Origin of the sequence: Paenibacillus sp. MCAF9 (genome assembly GCF_052114265.1) — a bacterium.
Lineage (GTDB): Bacteria > Bacillota > Bacilli > Paenibacillales > Paenibacillaceae > Pristimantibacillus.
In genome coordinates, this window is record NZ_JBFREL010000002.1 from 484,874 (window position 1) to 507,646 (window position 22,773).

Genomic DNA, 22,773 nt, shown 5'->3' on the forward strand with positions numbered 1-22,773 from the left:
AGTAGAACAAAGGAATGAAATAAACGAAAATAGAGAAAGAGCAGCCTTTTTTTCGTAACTTATCGCCATTCCTTAATTTAAAAAAGGGCTGTCCCAAAAGTAGAATTACCTACGCTTGAAACAGACCCAGCTTTGTTATTCGATGGAGCTTACGCAGAAGGATGTCCTTCTCTTACCATACCAAAGGCTTACGAACCTTATAGCTCTTATTTAAACCATTTGAAGAGCAATACGGTTCGTTAGTAAATAATCTCGGGATGAAAACTGGATCAAAACAATGAAAGCTGCATCCTCAATTATCGTGATCTGAGCTTCTAGCTTCTATGCCACGTGAGGCTTTCATAACACTTCAATGTGTTCATCTTCGTCTTTACTCATTAGCTGCTGCACTTAATAAAATCTGCCCTTTATCATAAACAATATCCGATATAAAATCAGTTTTCTTCCTATCGAAATGAGCAAAATCTATTAGATTTGATATGTCTGCGCCATATAGAGACAGACTGCCGTCACCATGATCCACGAGGGTCATGTCCTTATTCATATTTGTGTAGGGTAAGGTTACAATTTCTTTGGTAGACGGGTTAAAATAACCCGCATGAGAGCGATGAAGGCCAGAACCCCATGAGTATGTAAAATACAATTCGGAATCCCCATCGTTGTCCATATCGGCTAGAGCCATACTTGTTACGCCAAACCCACCAAACCACTCGCCAAGCGGATAGACAACTCCCTTATATAACAAAAATGATGCGGCAGATTTGTCATATTTGAAAATGCTATATTCAGAGTTTTCAATAATAGATTGCGGTGTGATGTTGTAACACTTATCTGAGTCGTAGCCTGAATTAAAATCCTTTTGCAAAGCTAAAAAAGCATCCACACCGTTCTGAGTTCCCACTATAGCTTCCGATTGTACTATTGCCTCGTCTAGCTTCGAAATTTTGTAGATGCTCCAAATATATTCACTCTTTAGAGTATTGACGTTATCCTTATATGTTTTTGCCAGCCATATCTCATCATCCAGCAGAAAAAGACGATATTCAGGATCAACGGCCGAATCGGTTAGTACATACTCATATCTTTCTTTATAACCTAAAATATTAGGAACATTAATGTTAGGCATAAAGCTTTCATTAAACTTTTGCACATCTAAAGCTTTCCGTTCATAAACAGCCTTCATTTTCTGTTGTTTACCGGCTCCGTCGGTTATAATAAGCGAGTTTTCGGTAAATGTATAGTACTCCTTAAACCCATCGACAGCTACAAACGAGCTCAGTAAATTCATATACACTTGTTCTTCAAAGCGATAGCTGCCATACGGTTCTCCAGTCTCTTGCAACGCCCCATTCACGATTGGATTTGTTGCACAGACGGCAACAGCGATTATACAAGCAGCGGCTGAAAATACAACCACACGTTTTTTGGGCGCCTTAAAGCGCAGTATATTTTTGACGCGCTCACGGATGCCTGTCTCTCCAAAGGCTAGCGGACTAGCAGAAGGTAAGCGGCGGTTTGCCGCAAAGGAGAGCAATGATGTGCAATAATCCTTCGCGATTCCCGAACCCGTCTCCGACAGCACCTTTTCATCGCAGCTCATCTCCATGTCTTTGGCCATTAATATAAAAGCAAGCCAAGCAAGCGGATTAAACCAATGAAAAGCAAGAACCACAAAGGCAAGCGGCTTGATTAAGTGATCTTTCCTCTTTATATGGTAGGCTTCATGCTTCAGAATGTAGACTCGTTCTTGCTCCTGAAGCCCAAAGGGAATATAAATTCGCGGTTTCATAAAGCCAAGAATAAATGGCGACCGGATGCTGTCGGACTCGAATATATGTTTATCCAAACGGACTGCTGTAGCCATGCGGCGTTTCAATCGGAAATAGGTCACCAAACTGTAAACAAGCAGCGAAAGGGTACCTAAACACCATAGAACTGTACCGATCTGTATCCATATTTGCAAAGGATTTACGCTAGCAGTCGGGTCCGCTTGCGGCAGCGTGTCGCTTATCATGACATTTACGGTCGGTATTCCTACCGTCATTCCCGGCGTCTCCATATAGCCGATGTCCGCTGGGACATAGCTCAGTGCCGCTTCGCCGCTCTTTTGCGCTGCGGTCATATCAAAGGGGGGAGCATTAAAGAGGCTGAGCTCAGAGGAAATAGACACCGGACAAACAAGGCGAAACAGTACAATCGCCCATAGCAAATAGGAATATTTCTTTGGTGCCCGTTTCAACAGCAGACGGATGAGAAGCACGGCGATAATGACATAAGACGCCGTGAGGGACATATTGAGTATTTTTAAAAACAACGTTTCCATACTCACCCCTCCTTATGCTCATCAATTAGACGCTTTAGCTCATCAGCTTCCTTATTGGAGAGAGCTTTATTGCCGAAAAAAGAGACGAGAAACTGGGGCAGCGAGCCTTCAAAAGTCCGCTCAATAAAATGCTCGCTTTCGTACGCCTGGATCTGCTCTTTTCGAATAATGGAGCTTACCATCGTATCCTCATTTTTAAGAAGTCCTTTTTCACACATTTTCCGAAGCATGGTATAGGTGGTTGGCTTCTTCCATCCGAGCTTCTCTGAACACAAAGTTACCAGCCTCCCGGATGCCACCGGCTCGCTCTCCCACACAACTAGCATAAAGCGATAATCACTTTCACATAGCTTCAAGTTACTCATAATAACCTCTCCTATCTGGTTTATAATCATAAACCCATGTAACGAGTTTATAACTATAAACCAGAATAGTCAATAAAAATAGGAGAGCAAGGCTAAACCACTTCTTCAACCGACACCAGGTACAATAAGCTTCCTTCACTGAAAAGCACTCGATTCTCTCGAAAATCCTGTGTTAACGGGACAAGCGGCTCGGCTTTTTCATTCAGAAAATGGATCCGGCACCCTGCGGATAAACTCCCCGGTTTTTCATTTTTCTTAAGAATATAAGTTCCGTGTTTTCCGTAACCGCCATCGAACAGAAAGTGATAACCATCCGTACAAAACCCCGAAGAGCCGGAAATCTCAGGATTTATAAAGGTGACCTTGGGCTGCTCGATTCCGCCGGAAATACAGCCCATCAAAAAGTCCGTATAATAATAAAACCAAACTTCCTCATCGCTAGCTGCATTGAGCGCATAACAATCAGCGATATCCGACACTTGGTCCTCATACAATTTGTTGCCGTTCTCATCCCAAGCCAGAAGACCTTGCGCACCTATAGGTTTATCCCAACCGTTGTTTCCAAACACGCCTTCGTCGAAATAACTGGTCCAAATAATCCCTTTCTCCGTCACCTGAACACTTTGAATGCCGTCTCCAAGCAAAAATTCTCGAATTGTATTTCCTTTAAAATCACACACTTTAGCATTCAGATCATACTTGCCTACGCCATAGTAAGAGCAGCGCGCTCCGACTAACAGTAGACGATTATGAAGCGGCTGAACATAATGATAATTGAAATGTTGATCCGCAAACACCACTTCATCAACATAATCTTTTTCTACGAGCAGCACTTTGTAGGTATATGGTTTCTTTAGAGTCGATGGGACGAACATGCCTCGTTCCCGTACAGGGATCTGGTTAATGAGCAAAACATACATGCAGCCATCGGAGCCAATCTGTGCCGAGACAATCTTGAACCCCTCCGTATACGCAGAAATATCAGCAAAAGGTTGAAGCGCCACCGTTTTATTAAACATGCCTATTCCTCCTTAAAGACAGTTATAAAACAAACTAAATTCTGTACTTATTAACTGAATTATGTCTGAGAAGAACGCTCCTGAACATGGCGAAAGTATGGCAAAGGAAAATGTGTTACATGAAATTATGCTGCATGATCCCTCTTGATAATAACTATGAAAATTAGACCTCACCTTAACAAAATTTGTTTTTTAGGCATCAAAAAATACAGCGCATATGTATCAAAGATCCATTATGCACTGTATTTTCAGTGTCTGACCTATGAAGCTTCTCAGCTCTTACTCTCATCATGAAATTGAGCACTCATTTTTCGGCATAGAAACGATGCTTCAAACCCAGACACGGCATCCAATTCGACGCGAATCTGATCGCCTTCATAGGCGAGACTCAGCTGCAAACAGATATTGCACTCCTCGGCAGTGCTTATTTTCTCATGCTGGATGTCTTCGAAATACAAAGCAATAGGCTGCTCCAGCCCAACTGCGGATGTATGTCTGATCGTTACAGACAAGTTTTTCTGATTGCTATACAATCCTGCTGCTTCCATACGAACGTTCGTTATTACATCGTAATGAAACGGGGGGAAGAAACCGAGCTTATCAATAACATTTTGGGCTCCCTCTATAGAAGTGAGCGGTGAGAATAGGCGTTCAAGCTGCCTTGTGTTCATTAGACTTGACTCATATTGGGGACTCGTATAAAGCAGGATGGAATCAGGACTGCAATCCACTACCGTTCCGATAAAAGCAGCCCAGTCGGGTCTACCTACATCGCCAACAGTCATTCGAACCTGATCCTGCGCACGCAGCTCTGCTGCCAGATCCATATTAACATATAGCCGATAGCCCTGTGCCTGCACCTGCCACTCCGTGCTTGGGGCAAAGCAGATTTCTTCCCGTTCCACAGAGTGAACACTAACGTTCCATTCCCGATTATCTAGCATCAGCTTCGATAAAAGGACAACACCCAGCATATGCCGTTCCGGTCGGTAACGATAGCCAGCAGACCGTTAAATGGAGCTTCGTACATTTCCGTATTCACTGTCCCGCTGGAGGCAAATTCATTGTAAATCCCTCGATAAGTCTCTTCCGTCTCGATTTTCAGAAAGACTCTTACATAATCGCCCTTCAGTGCTGGTTTCGCTGCTTGAGTATCTGCAAACTTAAGGATTGCATCCCCCACCTGCAGGTCCGCATTGAGTACCTCTTCCCCTTGCTTTCGTAGAATCGCAATCTCGCCGCCAAAAACGCTTTGATAATACTTCATTTCCTCCTTGCAGTTGTCCACTACGATAAACGGATATGCTATCATCCTTTACGCCCTCCTAAGGTTCGTTTGGTCATACGCTGCATTTGCAATTTCAATCGCTTATGTGACATTTTTCATTACAGCATTTCATCCTGCCTGCTCAGATTGCTAAGCACAACCTTCAACAGGCTTATAAATAGATCATAATCCTCATCGGAAATCCCCTGCTTGGTTCTACTCTTGACCCTGTCTAACGCTTCCTGTACTTTCGGTACCACATCCTGTGCCGATTCTGTCAAATAAAGCTGCTGATAGCGGTTATCCGCGGGATCAACTTCCCTGCGCACGTATCCTTCTGCTTCTAGCTTTGCAATCGCCTTAGCGGTAGTCGTCTTGTCAATAAGCAGCTTCTCGCTTAAAGCTTTTTGAGTAATGGGCTGCTGAGATGCTATGGCCATTAGGAAAATATACTGCCCGCTGCCGATTCGGTAAGGTGCCAGCTCTGCTGATATCAAGACTTGCATATGGCGGTAGATGGCAGAAATGTATTGTCCGTGAGATTCCGATTCATGCTTCTCAGCCAGCTTCCTATATTCGCTCAGTTTTCTCACCCCTTAAATAGTATGTCATTGCAACTAATATCAGTATATGAAATATAGAATGTTATTGCAACTAATTTTCTGCTGACTATTGTAGACTGTCATTTTTGTTGGTATACTATTGAAAAATAATTCCATTTTGAGTAATTCAAGGGCTATGCTTTTCTGGCAATGCTAGAGACAACCCCGCTACCTGTAGCGGGGTTGTTTTGTTTTCCAAATGAAATGGAGGATGCACAATGACTGGAAACGAAGAAACGAGAATGATTTTAACGAAAGAGGATTTAATTACACAGTTCAAAAACTGCGGATTAACGGAAGGGCAAACCATATTTGTACATACTTCATTAAAAAGCTTGGGATTTGTTGTAGGCGGGGCTGAAACATTGATTAGGTCACTTCTTGAAATCGTAGGAAAAGAAGGAACATTGATGATGCCTTCTCAGACATGGAAAAACCTTGATCCCTCTACTGGAGTTCATTGGAATGAACCGATAGAATGGTGGCCTATTATTCGAGAAAACTGGCCTGCATATGATAAAGAAATAACACCTGCGATCGGTATGGGTGTCGTGGCTGAAATGTTTAGACAGTGGCCAGGGGCAAAAAGGTCAGATCACCCGGCAAGGTCGATAGCAGCAGTAGGGAAACACGCGGAATATATAACAGAGAAACATGATTTAAGTAATATTTTTGGCAGCGACTCCCCTGTAGATAAATTGTATAAATTAGATGGACATGTCCTATTAATTGGTGTTGGCTATGACAAAAATACATCCCTGCATTTAGCGGAAACGAGAGCAAATTTTTCTTCCAAAAGATTTGCAGATGAGAGCAGTGCAGTCATGATTGATGGCAAGAGAACGTGGGTTACTTATTCTACTCAAGCAGTCGACGACGAAGATTTTAGCAGATTAGGAAACGAATATGATCAACAAAAAAATATGAAAATTCATAAAGTAGGAAATGCTGATGTGCGATTTATGGAAGTAAAACCCCTGATAGACTGGACCGTTTCGTGGATGGAGAAGAATAGAGCGTGACGGCCTGCGCCCACTAATCACTCTAGCTAAAAAAGGTACCCATACGCTAAACACTCTTTTAAAAGTGTCTGTTTGTATGGGTACCCTTTTATAAATACCAGCTGAGCTTCCGAGATGTGCTTTCAGGGATATGGGATCAAAATAAAATAAGTCCAAATCAGCTTTTTTAATTCTTTGCATCAATCAAGGTAAACCAGTTGGGATCACCATTATATGTTCCATTAACCTGATATACAGGCCGATAAAAGTCTTTTGAATCATACATATAGGTTAGTTCTATTCCTTTTATTTCTAGATGGTCACCCTTTTTTATTTCAAGCTGATCCTTTGTTAATAAAGCATTTCTTTTCAACTGCTGAAATTCCCCATCCTCTATGCGTTTATATACTTCGGCTGGAGATAATAAATCCAACGCCCGCACAAACTGATTGTGATTAATTCCGCTATTGATCGCGTAGATGCTGCCATCCTCTTTTAGGCCAATGGAGAAATCGCCTGACCAGTAATCCTCGCTCATTCCGGGGATCTGCGAGAGTGACCATGCATACTCACCGTCATCTACTCCTCGCAATTCAGCCTTCTCGGTAGGCAAGCTCAAATCATGCGCAATCGTTTTCGCCTTCTCTAACATAGATTCCGAATCAGTTAGCGAGGCTTGCCCTGGGACGTAATCATTTTCGGTTAACGACCAGTTACCCTCTTCGGATTGAAATAAAGTGAAGTGTGTACCGCTATTACTCGTTAACACACTTTCACGATCACTTCCCCACTTCTTGACGCTTAACTCGGTCAATGCTAGTTTTTGCCGCAGCAGTGCTGCAATTTCATCATTAGTCACGACTCTTTTGTATACCGCAGCAATATTTGGTTTTGGGCTAAACGTGAGTGAAGTGCTAAGCTCAACGCCTTTCATATTCCATTTGTGATACGAATTAATGGCTAGTTGACCAAACTCCTGCTGATTGTAGACGATACTCATTGCACAAAACATCAAACCGATTGCTATGGGTATGGACAGATTGCCCAGCAGGCTCTTGATCTTAACTTTTTTGTGCTTAATGATAGAAGCAGCAAGTCTGTATAACTGGTAGCCCATAATGCCGCCAAGTGTATTGTTAATAAGATCATCAACCTCAAATAGACCTGCGCCAGTAAGCGTCTGATACGTTTCGATAGCTAATGTTGCACATACAACAACAAGAAGAAGCCGTTTGAACGCTCTGAACTTGTAACTCAAACAAGGCAGCAAAATCCCCAATGGCACAAACATTAAAATGTTAAAAATGCCGTTCTGAAATTCTCTTAGCGAGTATTTTTGCCATGCTTCGATATAACCACCGAAAGGATACAGGTTCATTTCCAAGAAATGCGAAGTACCTCGGCCGATAACGGTCAACTGGAGAACAAAAACAATATAACCGATGAAAAGCGCACCTAGGATAAGCTTACTCATAGGCAGCCAGTGCTCTTCCTCTCGCCTTCTTTTGCGATAATAAAACGTATAATAACCTGCAATTAGAAGCAGCTCGATTCCAACTACAATGACCACTGGCAATCCCAGAAAGCGTAAGTAATTGAACATACCTGTAATGCTCACAATATTCCTCCTCATACCGAACACAAAATCGTACTGTCTTACTCTCTTGTGGTTTTTCATTATAACACGGCACTATAAATCATCTTTTGCTAATTCCTTAAAAAACCTTTAATAATATTTAAGGTTTATAATTTAAAAGATCTGTCTTCGACAGGGCTTTATTGAAAAATATAGCGATGAGCTTTCAAACGCTAAAATACATCGCCCTAGGAAAATACCTCAGAAGGCGATGTATTCTAATGTGATGTCGTTATGCTATTTTAAGCCTTATCCTCTCTTTCTGTAATCACTCCGTCGCTTATAGCCTTCTAATTTCGAGCGGTTTTCTTGATGTCATCCATGCGGCTATAAACAAGGCGAGAGCTACAAATATTCCCGATTCTCCTGTCCACAGCAGCACATTCTCACCGCTGGAAAATAAATCGAATGCATCCTGAATCACAGCATTCCATGAGGCATGCAGGAAAATCGCAGCCCATACGCTTCCCGTTGATAAGCGTAAACGACTAAGAATATAACTGAAGGAAGTAACAGAAATCATGAATAAAACAACAGACAAAGCAGGGTATGGTCCAGAATAATAATTCCCTACAAGCATGACGGGAAGATGCCATAAGCCCCAAATAATTCCGCTGGTAAGCACTGGTTTAGGAATGCGGGCGTCTATTAGTCGAGTAAGCATATATCCCCTCCAGCCAAGCTCCTCACCGGTACTGCTGAGCACACCTATTATCGTGCCAAATAACATTTGCATAAGTACAGTTCCCACAAATATAACTGCAGATGGCGCTTTAATGAATGTGTCCGGTGTAACGTATTGTACCAGCCCTGTCACCCAGGCTATTCCGTAAGCAAACAAACCAATGATGACTGGAAGCAGCAAAATCATCGGCAATTTCTTGAGTGTTTGCTTCCCTCCAATACGCAATGAAATATCCGATATCCCTTCACGAAGCACGATTCGAGCGAATATAGAGGACAAGCCCGGTGCCCACATGAGCAGTAGGACAAAAATTGGCGATGTCATCAATAACGCATAACTAAGTATAGAGAGTGGGACGAGCATAGCGAAGAAAACAAGAAGTCCTCGCCTAGCCAAACGAACACGCGCCTTCTCCTCGTCTGATCCGGTAGTTAAAATGTTGCTAAAGTATGTTTCCATGACAATAACCCCTTAATCTAAGTATGTAAGTCTGTTTAGAAGTATAGCAATCGGGCCGCCTCCATAGGAACTAACCCAAGCCCAGTCTTTGTCCCAGACCCAAGCCAAGTAAAAACAGGACTATAGTTTAGTGCGTCTGGGCCAAGTAGTCTTGGAGCATAAAAAAATACATCACCCAAGGCACGCGGCCTACATGGTGATGTATTCAAATCATTCATACTGTTATGCCTCTCTGCAACTACTCGTCGTTGGCTAGGCGCGCTTATGTCAAAAAAGACACCCCCACGGTGTCTTTTCCTCCTTCTATTCGTATGCAAAGCCAACACTTGAAAGGCGATGCATATTCGCTGTATTAAGAATTAGTTCGTGGTTGAGGTTAGTTCCTTGTTCGACGTCCGGCCAAGCAGATTTAGAAATTCCCGCATAAATCCAGGGAGATCAGGCCATGCGTGACCCGATACTAAATTTCCGTCTACATGCAGTGTCTCACTTGCATATTCTGCGCCGAGCGATTCGACTTCTAGCTTGCACGCATTGTATGCCGTTAACGTTCTGCCTTTGAAGTAGGAACGATCGGGCAGTGCCAAGAATACCTGAGCACCGTGACAAATCGCGCCTACAGGCTTGTCCGCATCCAGAAAGTGCTGGACAATTCGCGGAAGATCTTGATCGTTGCGGATGAACTCAGGAGCGCGTCCGCCTGGGATGATCAAGGCATCGTAGTCAGCAGGCTCCACGTCCGCAAAGGCTATATCAGACGGCAGCAGATGAGCTGGCTTCTCCGAATAAGTATCCCATCCCTCAATGAAGTCGTGGCATACCGTATTCAATGTCTTCTTTCTCGGCGAAGCGATCACCGCCTCGTAGCCCTCTTCCTTCAACCGATAGAATGGATAATAAACCTCCAGAACCTCTGCACCGTCGCCGGTTAGAATAAGCACGCGTTTGGACATTTTACCCTCTCCCAACTGTAAATTTATGTAACACCTTTTTCTATTATGGGGATAATCTGCAAGCACCGTCAATGGTCCTTAAGAACGGGAGGAAGTTGTCAAATTACGCAAAAACACGTCGTACCAGCAGGTAAGCTGCAGATACGACGTGTTTTTAATAGTTGAAACCTAATAGGATGAGTTAAGGCTTCACTACAGATACGAGAAACTCGTTTTCACCTGAAATAAGTGTAACTTCTGAAGACAAATCCAAATCCTTCACATAGACGGATTCACCGATATTCATACCGCTGATATCATATTCTATCACCGACGGCAAATGCCTTGGCAATGCTTCTACCTCAATAAACTCGGACTGAAGTTGTACAATCCCGCCCTGCTTCAATCCGATTGGCTTGCCTATGAATTTTACTGGAATCTTTGTGCATACGATTTCGTTATTCTGCACTTGCTGGAAATCAACATGAATCAAGTCACGCGTTACCGGATCTCGCTGGAGATCCTCAAGCAATACGGACACCGAATCTTTCCCGTCAAGCTGTATATCGATAAAACCAGATGCACCTTGCTTCAACCACTTATGAAATTCTATCGTTGAAATATGAACCATCTTATTTTCTACATTCCTACCAAACACAATACCAGGCAGACGACCTGATTTACGTAGATTACGAAGCCCTGATGTATTCAAATGTGTACGTTTCTCTGCTTGCATAAATGTTGTCATGCTTAACTCTCTCCTCTTTATTAAAAGATCTTTGCGCTCGTTTCTTAGTCGCTGAATCTTCCCCAATTGGGGATAAAGAGCGAAACATAGCATCACCACCTCCATGTTCTGCCGATTACGGCACTATACATTTAATGTAAAAACTCCGTAAATATACAGGAAGGCACCCCACTTCGGAAAGTGGAATGCCTATCTGTAAATCACACCATATCATAGAAACCTCACGTTGTCTAATCCAAGAAGCTGGCCAATTACGGGCGAAGAGCCCGGCATCTTTGCGCATTTAGAATGAATAAGAGCTTACACTAGGCTTCTGAAAATAATACATTTCACCATTCTAAATCCATATGTTGACCTCGTGTTGCTTCACGATATAAAAAAACACCGCCGCAGCTTACAAACTGCATGGCGATGTATTCATCTAATAGGTACTTCTATCCTTCTTTCCGTTCTTCTTCATCCCCGATGGCGATGGGGTTGTTAGAGAAACTAATCCAATCACTCCAGCTTCCTGCATACAAGCGCACTTTCGTGAAGCCTGCTTCCTGCAGCGCAATGACGTTTGGCGTGGCTGTGACGCCTGATCCGCAATACACGATCAGCTCGCCGTTCTTTTCCAGATCATGGAACCGATCGGTTTGAGCGGCGACGTCCTTCCAACCACCGGATTCCGTTAGACTCTCTTTCCAGAAACGATTAATCGCGCCTGGAATGTGGCCTGCGACGCGGTCGATCGGCTCGACCTCTCCGCGGTAGCGTGGAGCTTCGCGCGAGTCGATAAGCGTTACTCCCTCGCTGCCAAGCAGCTCCCTAACCTCATCCATTTCAACTAGCATATTGTGCTGCACCGTTGCAAGGTATGTCGTAGGCTGTACCACTTTCTTCTCGGTTGATAAAGGCAACCCTTCATTGATCCAAGCAGAGAAGCCTTTGTCCAGCACATAGACCTGCTCATGCCCCATATACTTCAGCAGCCACCACAGCCGAGAAGCCATCGCTCCGCCTTGATCGTCATACGCGACCACAATCGAATCGTTGCTTATGCCCGTCCTGGCGAACGTCACTGTCATTGCAAAAATATCGGGAAGCGGATGGCGTCCGCCATATTCCTCGACCTCACCGGATAGATCCTTCTCCAAATCCATATAAACAGCTCCCGATATATGCGACTCTTCGTACGCTCTGAGCCCCGCATCGGGATCGTCCAAACGAAAACGGCAATCCGCGATGACGAGTTTCGGCTCACCGAGTTTCTCTTTTAGCCATTCCAACGACACGATGTTATTCATTTTGACTCGCCTCTTTCGTTCATTTATGTAATCCATTATGGAACCTTTAGCCTTAGATTGCTCTATTAGCCTTCATATCTATAGTATATGGTGTGATTCCAATCTTCAATGGAGCGCTTCTGCCAATTATATAACAAAGACCGGGAGTCTCTCCACTTAGGAGGCTCCCGGTCTGCTATTCCAAATTCTAGATCACATCGTTATAATCTTGATTGTTTGTGCCGCACCCGATCTTACATAGATGCAGCCGACGGTTGTTATTATTTAATCATCTGAAATACTTGCTCGACATCTTTGTCTCCACGTCCGGAAAGGTTAATGATCAGGATTTGATCTTGATCCATCGTTGGCGCCAGCTTCTTGGCATAGGCAACTGCGTGCGCACTCTCCAGTGCAGGAATAATTCCTTCCGTACGAGAAAGTTCTTGGAACGCTTCCAGCACTTCCTGATTGGTAACCGTCGCATATTCGGCGCGCCCTGTCACCTTCAAGTGGCTATGCTCCGGCCCTATACCCGGATAATCGAGCCCCGCGGCGATCGAATACGTCTTCCGCGGCTCTCCTTCTTCGTCCAGCAGTACCAAGCATTTGAAGCCGTGAATCATGCCCGGAACGCCTTCCGTTAAAGTCGGTGCTTGATCGGGTTCAACGCCGATTAAGCGAACGCTCGGCTCGTCGATGTAATGAGCGAACGCTCCAATCGCATTGCTGCCGCCGCCCGCACAGGCTACTACCGCATCAGGCAAACGACCTTCCTTCTCCAAAATCTGCTGCTTCGACTCTTCACTGATGACCGCCTGAAAATGCTTGACCATCGTTGGAAACGGATGTGGACCAACCGCAGAACCGAGCAAATAAAATGTATTTTTATAATTGCGAACCAGATCGCCCAGCGCTTCGTCCACCGCGTCCTTCAGTCGACCCTGCCCCTTATCAACCGGCACAACAGTAGCACCGAGCAGTTCCATCCGGAACACGTTGAGCGCCTGGCGGCGCATATCTTCAGCTCCCATATAGATGACGCATTCCATATTAAACATTGCGCAGGCCGTAGCAGTCGCAACTCCGTGCTGACCCGCACCAGTCTCGGCGATAATCCGCTTGGCGCCCATTCGCTTGGCGAGTAGAATCTGGCCAATAGCGTTGTTAATCTTATGCGCACCAGTATGGTTCAGATCTTCGCGCTTTAAGTAGATCTTAGGCCCTCCCCAAGATTTGGACAGCCGCTCCGCATACGTCAGCGGGCTCTTGCGGCCAACATATTCACGCAGGTAATAGCTGAGCTCTTCCTGAAAGTCCGGATCTTCCCTGAACTTGTAAAATTGCTCGCTCAAATAGTTTAGCACTTCCTGCAATTCCGGTGGAACGAAGCTGCCTCCGAATTCCCCGAAGTACCCCTCTTGCTGCAACTGTTGGTCCATAAGTAAGCGCCTCCATAAATTAAAATGGTAATCTATCAGAACTATATTACCATAATTTTCTTTGATATTTTATATACGTATTGTGTTATCCGATAGAATGATAACACTCTAGCTTGCAGTCATGCTCTGAAAATGACTTCAGATCGTAAACTTGTCCTTAACCTGTTACAGCCTTCTTCTCTAAAGCACGATACTGAGCTTATCCCTAATCAAAGCAACAAGCTTTTCCGCTTGTGCATCTGATAAGGCGCCCGATGCGAGTTGTCGAGCGGCGACGGGAACGTACCAAGGGAATATTTCATCTTCTGTCATGCCAGACAGCTCGCAATATTCATCGACGAATATACGGTAAGCTGTCTGCCGCGAGAATTCAAAGAATGCGATAACGTCAGGCGGCGTTTCTGAGGGCAGCACAGCATACAGGATCGTCACGCATACTTCCGCGATATCCGCTGCCGGGTTGCCAATCACGGCATGCATCCAATCAATCATGACTGGTTTTTCTTCTCGTAAAATGAAATTATTGACGTTCGTGTCGCCGTGGCATAGCATTCGTTTATTAGGCAACTGATCCACATAAGCGTGGAGGGCAGTTATTTCGTCTTCCGTCAGCAAGGAGGGTCTACCGATGATTACTTTCAAATGCTCCTTTTGCTCAGTAACAATCCCGCTGATGTCTCCATTATGAATGTTATACAGGACGCGAGCAAATTTCCTTAAATCGCTGTCTACATCGTCAAAATCAATTTCATGAAAAGCATGCAGTTGTTCAAAAAAACGATTCACGAATGTCGATCCGACTACTTTCTCGAAGACGATACCAAGGCGGTTATCCCACACGACTTGCTCGAACGGGCGCGCTGCCGGTAGTCCGCTTGCCCAAGCAGCAGAGCTGTTCCGATATTCGAGCTGAACAGCTTCCACTGGTGTGCCAGCATGAAACAACTTTACTACTTTTCCCTCTTCGCCCCACTCATGCACCTCACAACTGGAGCCAATGCCTATGCATTTGCCTAGCATAATAAATCGTTGCCCCCTTCATTTAACATGACTTATGCAGTTCATCCCAACTGATGGAAAATCACCAAAAGTCAGTATATCGTTGAACAAATCAAGAAAAATCCCTTAACTTTTCTAAATCATCCCAATAATCACGAAGAATACCACTTCAACTGGGCATATCTTAGCGGATTTTAGGTGATTTTTTTGAAACAAACACTTGAACAGCCACGGTTTCGCGATCTTAATCTAAGCCGTTTGCATGGAGATCGTTTGGTCATAAACGTGTGGCAAGGCTTCAAGAAGATAGCGCTACGGCTCTAAAACCAGGTGACGTCATAAACTTGGATGATACGCATATTGCCCATCCCTACGCAAAAAATTACCTTTCTTATGCTGGTTGTTCGAGTTCAACCAAAACGTATAGCTGGTGTATGAATCTGGTGGACAGTTTATTCAAGCATAGATTCACACAATTTTCAATTAATCCAACGAACTGCATAAGTCATGTATCAAAACTATATTACCATAATTTTCTACTTTTTTTGTATACGTGTATTTTCATCCGAAAAAAGTATTAATAATCTGAATTACTAGATTTCATTCACCGGGATGAGACAAAGTCTCCTTGAGCCTGCAGGATTCAATGAGTTTCTTTTTATTGGGGATTGTCGCTGCTCCTATTTCTTGACTAGGAACGCTTCATTCTAAGAAAATTCCTAGATTTACATTTGGGACAAGAAATACACCGTTCAAATTCAATTGGATTCAAAGTATTAGGTATATTAATCATTTCAAGATATTCATATTCGCACTCTGGACACTGAACGCATTCATTGGGGTCTGCTCCTAAAATCTTTCCTGCCTCCACCCACTTCGATACCTTATCTTTAATCATCCTCACCCCGCAAATAACCTCTTAAATAATTGTTACAACTGCAATATTCTTTCCCGACCAAATATTGAAGCTATATCCTGATTCGAGTAATTGCCAAGGGGCTTCGTCAACTATAAAAGCAACATCAGCATATGTATCCCACGTACCATTAATTTGTTTTGTTATCCTAACTAGCACAGTCCATGTATCACCATAAAATGTCTTATCCTTAAGTTCACCGTAGTTTACAACAATATCACGTATCCATTCATTTTCCGGAAACTTACTCGGATCTTTTTTCCAAGTAATGAGGGCCTTTTTAAACCTTCTGTTTTTCACAGCAATCCTCCTTGTTTAGAGTAAGGTACGAGTTCTTAATCTCTTATTCCGCATTCAAGTTTAATTCCACTAAGAACCCAGCATCTCCTACTACTCCATGGACGGATTTCTCGAATACTTGTTACCTGCAACTGCAAGTTCGTTGATCAGAGGCCATCCCAACGGGTGGTCTCATTTTTTCACAGTTCCCAAAAAAAATTCCTTTTCGTTACATATATGTATTTACAAAACGAACTAAAGGTAATAATATGTAACTATACGGACGAAGGAGGTGTTTAAATGGCAGATTTACTAACAGTCGATCAATTAGCCCAAATGCTCGACATGCATCCTAGAACGATCAGAAGATACATCCGAGACAACCAACTAAAAGCAACAAAAGTTGGAGGCGAATGGAGAATTAGAAAGGAGGATGCAGAAATGTTTATTGGCAGTAAGGTTGATGAGTTAAAATCAGAAGCCATGAACGACATTCAAGGTTTCATTGACGGAAAAGACAGTGAGGTTGAAGGAAAACTTCAAGTATGTACTGTGCTTGACTGTTACGTTGAAAACCAAGAAGCGGTTAAAATCTCTGAAATCATCATGTCGTATATGAATCAACCGGACCCTACTCGAGGAAAAGCGAAGTTCCAATACTTTTTTGATGATACAGAGAAAAAAGGACGTTATATCATTTGGGGAACACCAACCTTTGTTGGTAAAGTTCTTTCAGCCGTTGGCGAATCCGTACAGTAAAATAACGATTTAACCAAGTTTTAAGAGTTGTGCCTCTTACCTAGCCCCCTCTACAAGGGGGCTAGGTTTTGTGGAGCTAGTGTTAATCCCGTATTGATTCTAACTTTATAAAATACTTATATTCAAGTTATAGATACTTTTAAAAGCCTCTCAACTATTACTCTTCCTCCGTCGCAACCACACCACCACCGAAGTCCAGTCACTCCAGCTAGTTACTGCCGCCAAAGTCTATTATATTTTCGTATAAACCTTTTACTGCGAACACTCCCCTATATGCTTCTCATAACCTCTGTAATTAAATCGTAAGCCATCTTCTCATACTATGACGAACCTATTGTCGTCATCTTTTTGCTTATCAATGACTATGGTGTCTTCTAAAATGCAGTATATGGTTTACATTTTGCCATGCACAAATTACAATAATTTCTAACCAACAACTAGAAAGTTCCCCTCGTAGCGGTCAGCTTTGCTTTTTAGAGTACGGTGATGACGGTAAGTGCAGTATATGGTTTTGCTTATATGAAGTGGATTTAGACCTATTAGGTGACAGATCAGCACAAATATTATCCATAACTAATCGAATTTCTACCGAGGGGAGATCCAATTTCTATGAATATAGCCGGCAAGTTGATGCAAAAATTCAAAGAGCGCGATACCCAGCATAAGCTGCAAGTCTATCAGGACAAAGTGGAGCTCATTAGGAAACGGAATTTGGAAGCATGGGACGATGGGCAGCTTCAAGAGGAATCCCTCCGGCTGAGAGAGAAAGCAAAATCGGGTACGCCTTTGGATGAGCTGCTTGTCGATGCCTATGCGTTAGTCTGTGAGACAGCGAAGAGAACACTCGGATTACTTCCTTACGATGTCCAGATCATGGCTGCCATCGCTCTTCACGAGAGTTTTTTGATCGAGCAGCATACCGGTGAAGGAAAAACGCTCTCTGCTGTTATGCCTGCTTATCTAAATGCGCTAACCGGCGAAGGCGTTCATGTGTTGACTTTCAACGATTATTTGGCAAATCGAGATGCGGAGTGGATGGGCCCGATCTATCGTTTCCTAGGGTTAACTATAAAATCGGTTCAAGCGGACATGAACCTGTCCGAGAAACGTGAAGCGTACGCCGCGGATATAACCTATGTTACAGCGAAAGAGGCGGGATTCGATTATTTGCGAGACACGATTGCACTGGGCGAAGCCGATACCGTACATCGTCCTTTTCACTATGTCATCGTCGATGAAGCGGATTCACTGCTTCTCGACGAAGCACGGGTGCCGCTAGTCATCGCCGGAGAGTCGGGTTCTTCCAGCAACGACGGCATTCGTTTCGCAGAAGTAGCTCGGCACCTCGAGCAAGTAGAGCATTACGACTTCGACGAGTTTGAGCGGAACGTATATTTAAATGAAGCAGGCTCTGCGAAAGCGGAGTCGCTGCTCGGATGCGGCAATTTGTACGATAGCCATAATAGTCATTTGTTAACGTCATTAAATTGCGCGCTGCATGTGGAATTGTTATTGAAAAAAGACGTCGATTATATCGTCCGGAACGGTAAAATCGAGCTGATCGACGAATATACCGGCCGCGTCGCGGAGAACAGGCATCTGCCGGACGGGCTCCAAGCTGCACTTGCGGCCAAAGAAGGGCTGCAGTCAATATCCGGCGGGGAGATTCTCGGGACGATCACCCTTCAACACTTCCTTAGCCTATATCCGAAGATTTGCGGAATGACAGCTACCGCGCACGCTTCCGCAATGGAATTCGAAGATATTTATGCGCTGCAGGTCGTACAAATTGCGCCGAACCGGCCGAACATACGGATCGACCATCCGTACCGGATTTATACACATAAAGAAGCCAAACTCAAGGCACTTGTAAAAGAAATCTTTTCCGTTCATGCGACGGGGCGTCCGATTCTCATTGGTACGTCAAGCGTCGAGGAGTCTGACATGCTGGCGAAGGCGCTAGCGGTTGCCGATGTACCTTGCCATGTTCTGAATGCAAAAAACGACGCAAAAGAAGCCGAGATCATAGCCAAAGCAGGAGAAATTGGCGCCGTGACGGTGTCTACGAATATGGCAGGGCGGGGCGTCGACATTCGGCTCGGCGGCGGCAACCCGACGCAAGCAGAAGCTGTCGCCAAGCTGGGTGGGTTGTACGTGATTGGCACACATGTGAACGAAAGCGTGCGGATCGACGACCAACTGCGCGGGCGTTCTGGCCGCCAAGGCGACCCGGGAGCTTCCGTCATTTTCGTAAGCTTGGAGGACGAGTTGCTGCTTCAGTTCGGCATCGATAAAGCGTTTCGCAATCTGAGGCAGGATGAGGCTCTCGAAAAGCCGGGGCTCCGCAGCAAAATCGCGCATATTCAGCGCGTTGCTATGGGGCAAAACTTTCATATCCGCCAGGAACTGAACTGTTATTCGGATATGGTGGAGGATCAGAGGCGAATTCTATACGAGGAGAGGCTCGGAATTCTGAAAGGCGAGAAGCCGATGAGCCCTTCGGAGCAGCGGGTACGACTTTTTTATATCGACGAGTTCTGGGCTGACCATCTGGCATACGTTTCTTACATTCGCGAAGGCATCCACTTGGAGAGCCTTGCTAGCCGCAATCCGATCGACGAATTTCATGTGCAAATCGCCCAAGCCTACGAGCAAATTTCGGCTAAAATAAATAGTGAGTCGGAGAATATGCTTGTAAGACTCGAAGGTTCGAATGATCCGGCGAAGTGGGAAATGTTTGGTCTGAAGAGCCCCACTTCCACTCGGACTTATATTATCAACGATCAATACATCCAGAACAAGCGCAGCTCTTGGACCCCAATGACGATAATGGCTTATTATATTCGCAAGATTTTGCAACCGGTATTCGGGTGGTCAAAAATTTGATATAGCGTAGCTTTGCGCCTGTTCGTGAATGGACGGAAGCAGTAGCGACAAGCGTTCAACAACCACCTGACCCGACTGCTAAACTATGGCTGACTCCGAACCTTATGCGACTACTCACTTCTCGCTTTGTTTGCAACCTGTTGAACGGAAAGCCCAAAGAGGGCCGAAACAGGTCACCAACCAGTAACCTGTCACAGCCCCCATCCTGCTTATTGATTAAGCAATTATTTTGTTATTTTAGCGGACTCCTGTTTACGGAATCGACGAGACGATGACTCGGCTCACGTTAGCTCCGCCCATGCCGCCGCTCACCCGAATAACGTTGCTGTTGCCTGTATTCAAATCGATGATGCGGCTGGCCCGACCTGTGTAGGAACTCCAGCCTCCCGTGCCAGGCAAGGTAAGCGAATAGCCGTTCCCCGACTGGTCGCCGCTGGCGTTCACTTTAAAGGTTGTTTGGGCGTCCGCTGAAGCATAAACCACGGTTAAAAGCTTCTGGCCGCCCGTACCACCGGCAACCCCAGTCAGCTCGAAATAGGAGCCTGGGATATGCATATTTTCAATATTTCCACCCGACTTCGTCGCCCCTCCCCCTACGGACACGTTAGCTGCGCTCATCGGATATTCAGCTTCCTGCGTCGTTTGCGGGATCAAGGATACGATGACGCGCGATACGTTAACTCCTCCCATACCGCCGCCTAGCCGGATCTGATTGTTCGTGCCCGAATTCAAATCGATTAGACGGTTCGTTCGGCCAGTATAATTGCCCCACCCTCCCGTGCCAGGCAGGGAAAGAAAATAACCGTCTCCGGCCTTGTCGCCGCTCGCATCTACCTTAAAGGCTGACCCGCTGTCCCCGGAAGAATAGAGCACGGTAAGAAGAGCCTTTCCGCCTGCGCCGCCGTTGATTCCATTCAACTGAATGTAGGAGCCTTGCGTATGCATATTTTCAACATTTGCACCCGATCGGGTCGCCCCTCCTCCTATGGATACGTTGCTCATGTTCATGGCATACTCCGTTTTCTGTGTATATGCGTCAAAGCTTTCGTTAATCAAATCGTAGTACTTGACCTCGGTAGCGGTGGAGCGCGGTCCAACAGCCGGTACACCTTCGGACGTCTGTATGACTTTTTGGATTGTCCCGTCGGAATTGAAATACAACCGATCCACAGCGACGGAACGCAGCGTACCGTTAGAGGAAATTTTCGCATTATGATAAAACATATACCAGTTCCCCTTGTATTCCACAACGGACCCATGCGAAGTTTCACTGCCGAATACCGGATCAAGTATGACGCCGCGGTTGGTCCATGGTCCAAGAGGATTGCTGCTGGTTGCATACCGCATCCGGTTCGCGCCAGGATTATTATCGGAGTACATTAAATAATAAACGCTTCCCCGCTTAAACACCCAAGTAGCCTCGTGGAAATCCTCCAGCTCGGTGAACTGCTTGACGGGACCATCTATCGACACCATGTCGCCACCAAGCTTCATCCCGTAGCTGGTACCTCCTCCCCCGGCATACAGGTAATAGGTTCCGTTGTCGTCGCGGAATACGTTAGGATCAATTAAATTACTGCCAGGAAGCCCCTGTATATACCCTTGAACCTCGAAATCTTCAGCAGGCTTGTCGCTTGTTGCCACGCCAATCTTCCAAGAGCTATTCCAATTCGTGTCGCTAGGATGCGGAAAATAGAAGTAGTAGGTTCCGTTCTTGTATGCGGCATCCGGAGCCCACATAAAGCCTCCTTCCGGCCGTCCCCACGGCACATCGTCCGCGCTCAGAATCTCTCCTTCGTCCACCCAGTCGACCATATTGTCCGACGAGAAGACGTGATATTTATCCATCAAATCGCTTCCTCTGGAAGGAAAGATATCGTGTGAGGCGTATACATAAATACGTCCGTCATTCCACACACGAGCAGAAGGATCGGCGGTGAAAATACTAGTAAAAATGGGATTTCCAGAAGTGATGATTGGATCCGCGGCTGATGTAGAGGGATTGAATCCGATAAGGACGGACAGCAGCATCGTTGCTGACAAAAACAAACTTAAAAACCTTTTACGCATAATTGTTACCTCCCATTTCTTAGGTTCGGCTTATACCATTAGCTTGCTTGGCAACCAGACAGCGAAGAGGATTCCAACATCACCCCTAAGTATTCATAATGGAAGAGCTGTAAATATAAGGACTACTATTAGCTTACCGTATGAGTAACCTAGTATGTAGTGAGACATTTTTAAACTTTTCCAGTCATTCTTAGCCTTTTGGAACCGTTTTCACGAAAATCGATGAGTGCTGTATCCCCAAAACAAACAGATTCCCCTCTACAGAACTCCAATTACTCCAGCTGCCTGAATATGTTATTACGTCTGTGCCCCTAAGGGAGGAACTCCACTTTCAAAAATTAAACCGAGAGCAGCTTGAGGCATTGTAGCCGATTCTAAAGGAATATCCGAATGAAGCGATCTTTGTTAGCGAAGAAGGTGCGGTAGACCCTATAGGGGTAACTGAGCTGTTGCTCAGCAAAGCGCGGGAGTACGGAGCAAAGATTCAGTTCGGCACTAACGTTACACAGCTGCAGCAAGAAGATTCCCGCTTAGTCGGCGTCCATACGTCCAATGGTTTTCTGGAGTCGGATGTCGTGGTATTGGCCGCAGGTACAGCCATACCCGAACTTTGCGACCCCTTAGGTTGTCACGTGCCGGTAACGTCGTCGCCGTCCATTCTAATTCAGATGAAAACGACGAATAAATTGATACGCACATTAATCTCAAATGCGCAATTGGAAGCGCGTCAACTGACAGATCATATACTGCTGGCTGCGGAAGATTATATCGACGAGTCGGAGGAAAACGGACCCGAGGCGGTCGGTAAGCGAGCGTTCGACACGCTGCGTCGCAGTCTGAAGGATGGGAATCAACTGGAACTGGAAAGCATAAAGGTCGGGATGAGACCCATGCCTGAAGACGGCTATCCGATTGTGGGCTTCCACGATCACATAAAGGGACTTTATCTGACGGTGATGCATTCTGCGATTACACTGGCGCCGTTGATTGCGCATCTGGCTGCAAGTGAAATAATCGATAAGGAATCAAGGAGTGAATTAGCCCCTTGTCGACTCTCCCGATTTTCGGACCACTCGAGGGATATTCCCGATGCTTCTCTGGCGTGACGTGGGTGCCA

General features: G+C 45.1%; 19 protein-coding genes. 4 read left to right on the plus strand and 15 right to left on the minus strand.

Going from position 1 to position 22,773, the window contains the following annotated elements; translation table 11 throughout:
* Positions 1 to 370: 370 nt before the first annotated feature.
* The 6 genes from AB4Z45_RS04985 to AB4Z45_RS05010 form a co-directional block, all read right to left on the minus strand.
* Complete coding sequence (locus tag AB4Z45_RS04985) at positions 371 to 2,323, minus strand: M56 family metallopeptidase (RefSeq protein WP_441908163.1); 1,953 nt, start codon at positions 2,321 to 2,323, stop codon at positions 371 to 373.
* Positions 2,324 to 2,325: 2 nt separating this feature from the next.
* Complete coding sequence (locus AB4Z45_RS04990; protein WP_441908164.1) at positions 2,326 to 2,688, minus strand: BlaI/MecI/CopY family transcriptional regulator; 363 nt, start codon at positions 2,686 to 2,688, stop codon at positions 2,326 to 2,328.
* 92 nt (positions 2,689 to 2,780) lie between these two features.
* Entirely contained in the window at positions 2,781 to 3,707 is a 927-nt protein-coding gene (locus AB4Z45_RS04995; protein ID WP_441908165.1) for a hypothetical protein, read from the minus strand.
* Positions 3,708 to 3,979: 272 nt separating this feature from the next.
* The gene (locus AB4Z45_RS05000; RefSeq protein ID WP_441908166.1) at positions 3,980 to 4,681 is read right to left on the minus strand and encodes a hypothetical protein; all 702 of its coding nucleotides are present in this window, start codon (positions 4,679 to 4,681) and stop codon (positions 3,980 to 3,982) included.
* Positions 4,651 to 5,019: a VOC family protein gene (locus tag AB4Z45_RS05005; RefSeq protein ID WP_441908167.1), complete on the minus strand. Its 369-nt coding sequence runs from the start codon at positions 5,017 to 5,019 to the stop codon at positions 4,651 to 4,653. The genes AB4Z45_RS05000 and AB4Z45_RS05005 overlap by 31 nt, the downstream gene beginning before the upstream one ends.
* A gap of 74 nt (positions 5,020 to 5,093) precedes the next feature.
* On the minus strand, positions 5,094 to 5,567 hold the full coding sequence (locus AB4Z45_RS05010; RefSeq protein ID WP_441908168.1) for a MarR family winged helix-turn-helix transcriptional regulator: 474 nt from the start codon (positions 5,565 to 5,567) through the stop codon (positions 5,094 to 5,096).
* 227 nt (positions 5,568 to 5,794) lie between these two features.
* Here AB4Z45_RS05010 and AB4Z45_RS05015 point away from each other — a divergent pair, with 227 nt between their 5' ends.
* Entirely contained in the window at positions 5,795 to 6,598 is an 804-nt protein-coding gene (locus AB4Z45_RS05015) for an aminoglycoside N(3)-acetyltransferase (RefSeq protein ID WP_441908169.1), read from the plus strand.
* 166 nt (positions 6,599 to 6,764) lie between these two features.
* Here AB4Z45_RS05015 and AB4Z45_RS05020 read toward each other — a convergent pair whose 3' ends face one another.
* The 8 genes from AB4Z45_RS05020 to AB4Z45_RS05055 form a co-directional block, all read right to left on the minus strand.
* A complete protein-coding gene (locus AB4Z45_RS05020; RefSeq protein WP_441908170.1) occupies positions 6,765 to 8,195 on the minus strand; it encodes a VanZ family protein in 1,431 nt (476 codons plus the stop codon).
* Positions 8,196 to 8,493: 298 nt separating this feature from the next.
* On the minus strand, positions 8,494 to 9,357 hold the full coding sequence (locus AB4Z45_RS05025) for a CPBP family glutamic-type intramembrane protease (protein WP_441908171.1): 864 nt from the start codon (positions 9,355 to 9,357) through the stop codon (positions 8,494 to 8,496).
* A gap of 359 nt (positions 9,358 to 9,716) precedes the next feature.
* Positions 9,717 to 10,310, minus strand: a complete 594-nt coding sequence (locus tag AB4Z45_RS05030; RefSeq protein ID WP_339206579.1) for a DJ-1/PfpI family protein — start codon at positions 10,308 to 10,310, stop codon at positions 9,717 to 9,719.
* A gap of 181 nt (positions 10,311 to 10,491) precedes the next feature.
* The gene (locus AB4Z45_RS05035; RefSeq protein ID WP_441908172.1) at positions 10,492 to 11,037 is read right to left on the minus strand and encodes a 50S ribosomal protein L25; all 546 of its coding nucleotides are present in this window, start codon (positions 11,035 to 11,037) and stop codon (positions 10,492 to 10,494) included.
* A gap of 434 nt (positions 11,038 to 11,471) precedes the next feature.
* Entirely contained in the window at positions 11,472 to 12,326 is an 855-nt protein-coding gene (locus tag AB4Z45_RS05040) for a sulfurtransferase (protein ID WP_441908173.1), read from the minus strand.
* A gap of 260 nt (positions 12,327 to 12,586) precedes the next feature.
* Positions 12,587 to 13,747 carry a tryptophan synthase subunit beta gene (gene trpB, locus AB4Z45_RS05045; RefSeq protein ID WP_076268660.1) on the minus strand — a complete coding sequence of 387 codons (1,161 nt, stop codon included), beginning with the start codon at positions 13,745 to 13,747 and terminating at the stop codon, positions 12,587 to 12,589.
* Between the two features lie 180 nt (positions 13,748 to 13,927).
* The gene (locus tag AB4Z45_RS05050) at positions 13,928 to 14,767 is read right to left on the minus strand and encodes an aminoglycoside phosphotransferase family protein (protein ID WP_441908174.1); all 840 of its coding nucleotides are present in this window, start codon (positions 14,765 to 14,767) and stop codon (positions 13,928 to 13,930) included.
* Between the two features lie 898 nt (positions 14,768 to 15,665).
* Positions 15,666 to 15,962, minus strand: coding sequence for a hypothetical protein (locus AB4Z45_RS05055; protein WP_441908175.1), 297 nt, complete (start codon positions 15,960 to 15,962; stop codon positions 15,666 to 15,668).
* A 279-nt stretch (positions 15,963 to 16,241) separates the two neighbouring features.
* On the opposite strand from AB4Z45_RS05055, the gene AB4Z45_RS05060 reads away from it, so the two are divergent.
* Together AB4Z45_RS05060 and AB4Z45_RS05065 are read left to right on the plus strand one after the other, a co-directional pair.
* Positions 16,242 to 16,700: a helix-turn-helix domain-containing protein gene (locus AB4Z45_RS05060; RefSeq protein ID WP_441908176.1), complete on the plus strand. Its 459-nt coding sequence runs from the start codon at positions 16,242 to 16,244 to the stop codon at positions 16,698 to 16,700.
* Between the two features lie 609 nt (positions 16,701 to 17,309).
* Complete coding sequence (locus AB4Z45_RS05065; RefSeq protein WP_441908177.1) at positions 17,310 to 19,586, plus strand: preprotein translocase subunit SecA; 2,277 nt, start codon at positions 17,310 to 17,312, stop codon at positions 19,584 to 19,586.
* Positions 19,587 to 19,838: 252 nt separating this feature from the next.
* Here AB4Z45_RS05065 and AB4Z45_RS05070 read toward each other — a convergent pair whose 3' ends face one another.
* A complete protein-coding gene (locus AB4Z45_RS05070) occupies positions 19,839 to 21,656 on the minus strand; it encodes a family 43 glycosylhydrolase (protein WP_441908178.1) in 1,818 nt (605 codons plus the stop codon).
* Between the two features lie 398 nt (positions 21,657 to 22,054).
* Here AB4Z45_RS05070 and AB4Z45_RS05075 point away from each other — a divergent pair, with 398 nt between their 5' ends.
* Positions 22,055 to 22,762, plus strand: a complete 708-nt coding sequence (locus AB4Z45_RS05075; protein WP_441908248.1) for an NAD(P)/FAD-dependent oxidoreductase — start codon at positions 22,055 to 22,057, stop codon at positions 22,760 to 22,762.
* Positions 22,763 to 22,773: the final 11 nt, after the last annotated feature.

What these genes read in the sequence shown, in the direction of transcription:
- AB4Z45_RS05050 (WP_441908174.1), bottom strand. Translation starts at nt 14,767, where the DNA reads ATGCTAGGCAAATGCATAGGCATTGGCTCCAGTTGTGAGGTGCATGAG.
- AB4Z45_RS05030 (WP_339206579.1), bottom strand. Translation starts at nt 10,310, where the DNA reads ATGTCCAAACGCGTGCTTATTCTAACCGGCGACGGTGCAGAGGTTCTG.
- AB4Z45_RS05060 (WP_441908176.1), top strand. Translation starts at nt 16,242, where the DNA reads ATGGCAGATTTACTAACAGTCGATCAATTAGCCCAAATGCTCGACATG.
- AB4Z45_RS05005 (WP_441908167.1), bottom strand. Translation starts at nt 5,019, where the DNA reads ATGATAGCATATCCGTTTATCGTAGTGGACAACTGCAAGGAGGAAATG.
- AB4Z45_RS05025 (WP_441908171.1), bottom strand. Translation starts at nt 9,357, where the DNA reads ATGGAAACATACTTTAGCAACATTTTAACTACCGGATCAGACGAGGAG.
- trpB (WP_076268660.1), bottom strand. Translation starts at nt 13,747, where the DNA reads ATGGACCAACAGTTGCAGCAAGAGGGGTACTTCGGGGAATTCGGAGGC.
- AB4Z45_RS05065 (WP_441908177.1), top strand. Translation starts at nt 17,310, where the DNA reads ATGAATATAGCCGGCAAGTTGATGCAAAAATTCAAAGAGCGCGATACC.
- AB4Z45_RS04985 (WP_441908163.1), bottom strand. Translation starts at nt 2,323, where the DNA reads ATGGAAACGTTGTTTTTAAAAATACTCAATATGTCCCTCACGGCGTCT.
- AB4Z45_RS05000 (WP_441908166.1), bottom strand. Translation starts at nt 4,681, where the DNA reads ATGCTGGGTGTTGTCCTTTTATCGAAGCTGATGCTAGATAATCGGGAA.
- AB4Z45_RS05070 (WP_441908178.1), bottom strand. Translation starts at nt 21,656, where the DNA reads ATGCGTAAAAGGTTTTTAAGTTTGTTTTTGTCAGCAACGATGCTGCTG.
- AB4Z45_RS05035 (WP_441908172.1), bottom strand. Translation starts at nt 11,037, where the DNA reads ATGACAACATTTATGCAAGCAGAGAAACGTACACATTTGAATACATCA.
- AB4Z45_RS04990 (WP_441908164.1), bottom strand. Translation starts at nt 2,688, where the DNA reads ATGAGTAACTTGAAGCTATGTGAAAGTGATTATCGCTTTATGCTAGTT.
- AB4Z45_RS05040 (WP_441908173.1), bottom strand. Translation starts at nt 12,326, where the DNA reads ATGAATAACATCGTGTCGTTGGAATGGCTAAAAGAGAAACTCGGTGAG.
- AB4Z45_RS05015 (WP_441908169.1), top strand. Translation starts at nt 5,795, where the DNA reads ATGACTGGAAACGAAGAAACGAGAATGATTTTAACGAAAGAGGATTTA.
- AB4Z45_RS04995 (WP_441908165.1), bottom strand. Translation starts at nt 3,707, where the DNA reads ATGTTTAATAAAACGGTGGCGCTTCAACCTTTTGCTGATATTTCTGCG.